The 5,359-nt window shown below is 31.8% G+C and carries 7 protein-coding genes; 1 reads left to right on the top strand and 6 read right to left on the bottom strand.

All coding sequences use genetic code 11. The annotated features are described in order from the left end of the window. Positions 1-150: 150 nt before the first annotated feature. From F564_RS0117205 to F564_RS0117220, 3 genes are all read right to left on the bottom strand, one after another. The gene (locus F564_RS0117205) at positions 151-1,152 is read right to left on the bottom strand and encodes a replication initiation protein (protein WP_028123684.1); all 1,002 of its coding nucleotides are present in this window, start codon (positions 1,150-1,152) and stop codon (positions 151-153) included. Between the two features lie 509 nt (positions 1,153-1,661). Further along, complete coding sequence (locus F564_RS0117215; protein ID WP_034981930.1) at positions 1,662-1,943, bottom strand: type II toxin-antitoxin system YafQ family toxin; 282 nt, start codon at positions 1,941-1,943, stop codon at positions 1,662-1,664. After that, a complete protein-coding gene (locus F564_RS0117220) occupies positions 1,933-2,193 on the bottom strand; it encodes a ribbon-helix-helix domain-containing protein (RefSeq protein ID WP_028123686.1) in 261 nt (86 codons plus the stop codon). The genes F564_RS0117215 and F564_RS0117220 overlap by 11 nt, the downstream gene beginning before the upstream one ends. Before the next feature lie 608 nt (positions 2,194-2,801). On the opposite strand from F564_RS0117220, the gene mobV reads away from it, so the two are divergent. Beyond that, entirely contained in the window at positions 2,802-3,980 is a 1,179-nt protein-coding gene (gene mobV / locus F564_RS0117225) for a MobV family relaxase (protein WP_028123687.1), read from the top strand. 87 nt (positions 3,981-4,067) lie between these two features. Here the strand turns inward: mobV and F564_RS0117230 are convergent, their stop codons facing one another. Genes F564_RS0117230 through F564_RS20715 form a run of 3 tightly spaced genes read right to left on the bottom strand, consistent with a single transcriptional unit; the run spans position 4,068 to position 5,137 of the window. After that, positions 4,068-4,616 carry a hypothetical protein gene (locus F564_RS0117230; RefSeq protein ID WP_028123688.1) on the bottom strand — a complete coding sequence of 183 codons (549 nt, stop codon included), beginning with the start codon at positions 4,614-4,616 and terminating at the stop codon, positions 4,068-4,070. Between the two features lies 1 nt (position 4,617). Further along, positions 4,618-4,995 carry a hypothetical protein gene (locus tag F564_RS0117235; RefSeq protein ID WP_076605690.1) on the bottom strand — a complete coding sequence of 126 codons (378 nt, stop codon included), beginning with the start codon at positions 4,993-4,995 and terminating at the stop codon, positions 4,618-4,620. Position 4,996: 1 nt separating this feature from the next. Beyond that, positions 4,997-5,137, bottom strand: coding sequence for a hypothetical protein (locus tag F564_RS20715; protein ID WP_154656917.1), 141 nt, complete (start codon positions 5,135-5,137; stop codon positions 4,997-4,999). Between the last annotated feature and the right edge of the window lie 222 nt (positions 5,138-5,359).

The following is a 5,359-nucleotide window of genomic DNA, read 5'->3' on the forward strand; positions in this document are numbered from 1 at the left end:
CAACGCTTACTACTATTCAATTTTTGAATAAATTTGTATTTGATAGGAACATAAACAATCTAAAAATAAATCTCGTTTAATAATGCACTACGAGTTTAATTAATTCTTGATTAAAAACTTCTCTTAATTCGGAGATTTCTTTTTTTGTCATTAGTTTTGACTTTTATAATCGTTCAAATTATTTCTTATAATCCCAATAACATAAGCAGGATTAATTTTTCCTTTTTTCCGTGCAGATTTTCTAATTTCTTGAAATAGGAAGAAAGAATAGTTTTCGGGAAGATTCTTTTTACAATCTTCAAACAATGCATAATTATTTTTCAAACCTTGCTCTGTGAATCCAAATTCTTCGATATAAGACGTTATTTCTTTTTCGGTAAGAATTACCCTCAAATCAAGATTAGAGTTGTCTATATGGATCGTTTTAAGGTTTTTGTCGGCTTTATCTTCTTGGTAAAGTGGAATGAAAGTAACTGTTTTTTTATCCTTAATCACATAATCAAATGTAAAAGGAGATACTTTATCCAGTTCTAGCTTTGCTTTTTCTAAAATTTCAGACCTTAATTTGCTAAGATTGAGATTTCCATTTGGAGACCTGTATTTGTTCTGAAGTTGGAACATCTCTTCTATGTCCTTGATAGAGTATGTAATTGGTGATTTTTTATTTCCAATTAACTCGTAAATACGCATAGAATATTGACTTTCAAATTGCATTGCTATTTCTAATTCGTATTTTCGGAAACCTTTTGAAAAATCCATAACCGCTTCCACTATTTTACTATTTGAAACCCAAGAAACAAATTTTGCTCTTTTTTGAATCTCGTAGGAACTCACAACGCCGAAACAAGAGTACACATCTTCGTCCTCATACTCAATTTTCTTAATCCTTAAGCTTTCAAAAGCTTCTTTAATTCGTTTATGGTTCTTATCTTCCTCGCTCCCTAAAAGCATTGATATAGGAATTGTATACTTTTTATCTCCCCAAAGGCTAGTATCTACTTTTACAGCTTTTTTTAGAATTTCATTACTCAAAAGAGCTTGCTCTATTTCAATCTGTCTGTACAAAATTCTCTTTTCATAAACAGAAAAATCATATTTAGCGGTTGTAAATATGTAAGACTGAAACATCAATTTATTAGTAATCTTTGCCATTGTGTATTTTTTTGGAGGTAATGAATACAAAAATACATTTTTTGGAGTTACTAAACAAGCGACTCCAAATTAGTATTCAAAAACTCCAAAAATTAGTATTCAAAAACTCCAAAAAACACCTTAATTAGTATTCAAAAACTCCAAAAAATATTTGTTACAGCCTTCCAGTAGGGCGTTTGAGAGAATTGGTAGTTTGTCTATATAGTAGTTTATTTTTAATAGTAATTACAGAGAAGGTTTAATGTGGAAAACTCTGATGAATTTTTAGATTGTTTTTAGGAATGATTTTCAAAAAAAACAAAAAGGAAGAGTTTCAAAAAAAACAATTGAGTTGCGCGATGTTATGCACGGCATAATATATTTATGTAATTGATAATCAGCTTATTATATTTATTGAATCCTTACAAATATTTTGTAAGGATTGATATTTTTTGTAAGAATAAAAAAAATATTTCTTTTATATATTTGATTATCAGAGCTTACAAAAATAATTTGAATTTTGTAAGAATTTAAAATAGGTCTGAATGAGAGCCAATATCTAAAAGATAGATTTCCTTTTGGTTTTCGTCCTGTTCCCAAATCAAAAGCAAATCTGGGAGGATATGACATTCTAAGCAATCTTTATAATTGCCGATTAGCTTATGAGGTTTCATTTTTTTTGGGATAGAATCAGAACCGCCCATTTGAAGTAAGTCTATTACTTCCATTATAAGTTTTTTTTCAGAAGGATTTTTCAAATATTTTTTGAGCGACTTTTTGAAGCGTGTGGAGGGAACAATACTATAACTCATTATCTAAATCTTCGAAAAGTTCGTTAGCATTTGAATATCTTTTCAAATTTGGTCTCTCTTTTCGAGATTCTTCCATTGCTAATTTTGTCTCTTCGTTTGGCTCTCTGTATTCCAATGCATCAAAAAGAGTAGTTTCAATAAAATTATTTAAACTCCTATTTTCTTTTTTTGCCAGTTTTTCGATGTAGGCATAAAGATTAGAATTTAACCTTAAAGAAGTTGATTTTTTTTTAATATCAATTGTATTCATAATGATTTGTTTTAAATACAAATGTACTTATATTTATTTTATCATTTTTAAAAGAAAATTGCAAAAAGAAATCGGAGTTTAAAATCAATTAAAAGAAATCAAATTTAATCTACACTCCTAAAAAAAATAGCATAAAGCCGTTCCATTTCATTCCACTATTTATATATTTTTTTTATCCGTTTCGATTGGTTGAAAGGCTTTCTTTTTTTTTATTTTTTTTCTTTTAGTTTAATATTTCAGTTTCCATTTGACCAAAAAAAGGCACTAAAAAATAGCACCTTTCCAAGTTAAAACTTGCTTTGTATAGTCATTGGATTTGGCGCTTCTCAAGGTCGTCCTCACGTTGCCTCTTTGTCCTTCCGCACCAACATAACAAATCTACAAAAATAAATTTTTGTCAACAAGGTTTTTTTGCGTAATTTTGGAATTATTGAAAATAAGTATAGCCCACTAGACTTTTATTTTACTCCGCTCCGCTGCATAAAATAAAAATCGTGGGCTCTCCGAGGGTTTCCGTGCTCGAAATAGTACGCAGTTGCATTTCACAACCTGCCTAAAATAGTACAAGGTTTGAATGCGGAAATAGAAAAATATAGACGAGAAAACATATGAGTTACGCAGTTTATCACACCGAAAAAGGCTCTATCAGTTCTGGAGGAATTGGTAAGCATATCGATAGGGAAAAAGGAGCGGAACACACCTACAAACATTCAGACCCTGAGCGCAGAAATCTGAACGAAAACCACATCATAAATGACCATTGCAAAAAGCCACTTAACCTGGCAATTTCGGACAGAATAAAAGAGGGATATTCTGCCAAAAACAAAGCAGGAGAATTGAAAGAAATTCGCAAAGATGCTGTAAAATACAACACACATATTCTTACAGGTTCTCACGAGAAAATGAAAGAAATTGAGAACGACCCACAGATGCGGAAAGAATGGATTAATCAAAATTTAGATTTCATCAAAAAAGAATTCGGAGAAAAAAACATTGTCAGATTTGCCGTTCATCGAGATGAAAAAACGATGCACATTCACGCAGTCACGGTCAATTTAACCGAAGATGGTCGCCTTTCAGCAAAAGAAATAGTTGGAAATAAAAAGGCAATGCAGGATAGGCAAGACCGATATGCAGACCAGATGAAAAAATTTGGACTTGAAAGAGGAATCCGCAACACAGGAACGAAGCACGAAAACCAACAAGAATTCTATGCGAGAATGGAAAAAGCCTTGGAAGACGGAAACAAAAACGCCCCCGACGACGTCAAAAAAGCTGTTTTTGGGGTAGAAGTCGGAATTGACAAGGATAAGACCATCGAAAATCTAAAAGGGGAAAATAGGTCCCAAAAGACCGCTTTGAGTATGCAGAAAAATGAACTTCTGAAAATAAAAGAAGAAAGAAAAAGAGAAGCCGAGTACAAAACCAAAATCACCGAAAGAACCAAAAACATTGATGAAAAACTTAAATATACTCTTCTCGATGATAAAATTCGGGAGAAAGTAAAACAGGAAAAAATAGATGAAATCGGGAAAAAGTATGGATATGATGTAAAACAAAAATTCAATTTCATTTCTCATTCCATCCAATACAAGACAGATGACGAAATTTCCAAATCCGTTTCTTCAGCAGTTAAAAAAGTATCTGAAGAAAAAAAACTCAACCCCATAGATACAGCACTTTTGATGCGTTCCAAAGAAGTTAAGGAAGTTGCAGTACATCTTAAGAATGAAAGAGCGCGCAGAAACGATATAGACCAGAACAGAAGCCGTAACCGAGGAATATAAAAAATTGCTTGGGAAGTCCCGAAAGCTAAAAAAACCTTAATCGAAATTAAGGTTCTTATAATTATTTATTTGTGTGAATTGCAGGTTTTAAAAATCGTAGCCAATTTTAAAACTAAGGTCGGGAACAACCTGTGTTGAATAGCCCTTCTTTAAAATTTTTCCGATTCCGAGACCAGCTTTAAATTCATAATTAAAATTCTTAGCAAATTTTCTTCTCAATCCCCAAGTTGGAACTAAGGAAATTGTTTCGCTTACAGTAATATTTCTAGTATTTGATATTACAAACCAATCGGGAATATACTCTACTTTCAGAGAGATATAATTTCCCGAATTATTAGAAATATTTTTTCCAGCATCTCTCCTCTTTTGAAGATTGTAATAAAATTTAGGTGTTAAAGAAATAGCTGGTGCCAATGCAAAACCTGTTTTGCTGTACATATCTCCACCCCAAATTGAAGGATATAGTTCCAATTGGCTTCTGAGAGAAAAGTTTTCAGACAATCGGGCTTCATTATAAAATTCCGCACCAAAAAGTCCTATTTGAATACCTGTTAGAGACTTTTCTACACTTGCTTTTTCTTGGGAAAATGCTAAAATATTAAGGCAAATCACGCCTAATAGAAATATTTTCTTCATATTATTGTTTAGTAAGTGTCCAAGTCCCTTGCAAGTTGCTCTTTTTCCAAGTGCCTTTTTTTTGATATAGACTGCCGTAAAGTATAAAAAACATAGGATCATCAGAATTAACTGGCAATATTGACCCATCATCAAAAACATTGCTAATGAATGTCTTTGCTTCTTGCCCATAAATTCCTAAGATACTTCCACTTTTTGCGACAGTAATGGAGAGCGTTCCGCTCTCTTCCCCGTTATAAGTTCCTACCCATTTTCCCATATATGGCGAAGTGTAATTTTGTTGAGCCTCTTTTTCAAAATAATTATCCAATATCCGATTACAGGATAAAACAGAAAAGAGTATTAGTATTAAGACAGAAAATAAAAAGGAATGTTTCATATTAGATACCTGTATTCATCTTACTACCGTGCCATTGCCCATTACGTTTGGCAATGCCATACATAAGAACCTTAAAATCTTTAGGTTTTTTCAGGCCACCACCTGATAAATCAGGTTTTACACTTCCACCGTTTGGATCCATTGTGAATCCAATTTGGAATCCCCAATCAAAAGATTTTTCTAATTTACTATCGTTATTTTTTTGATTGTAAAAGGTCTTAGTTATAGCAATTTTACCATGTTGAGGCAGATTATATGAATATGTAATGTTACTCGTAGTGCATTATCAAACTAATGCAATTTTAATATTATTCATTTTTCTATTAAATACAAAAACATTTACAAATTGAATGAAAGTTAATGC

It is taken from the genome of Epilithonimonas tenax DSM 16811 (assembly GCF_000428485.1).
GTDB lineage: Bacteria > Bacteroidota > Bacteroidia > Flavobacteriales > Weeksellaceae > Epilithonimonas > Epilithonimonas tenax.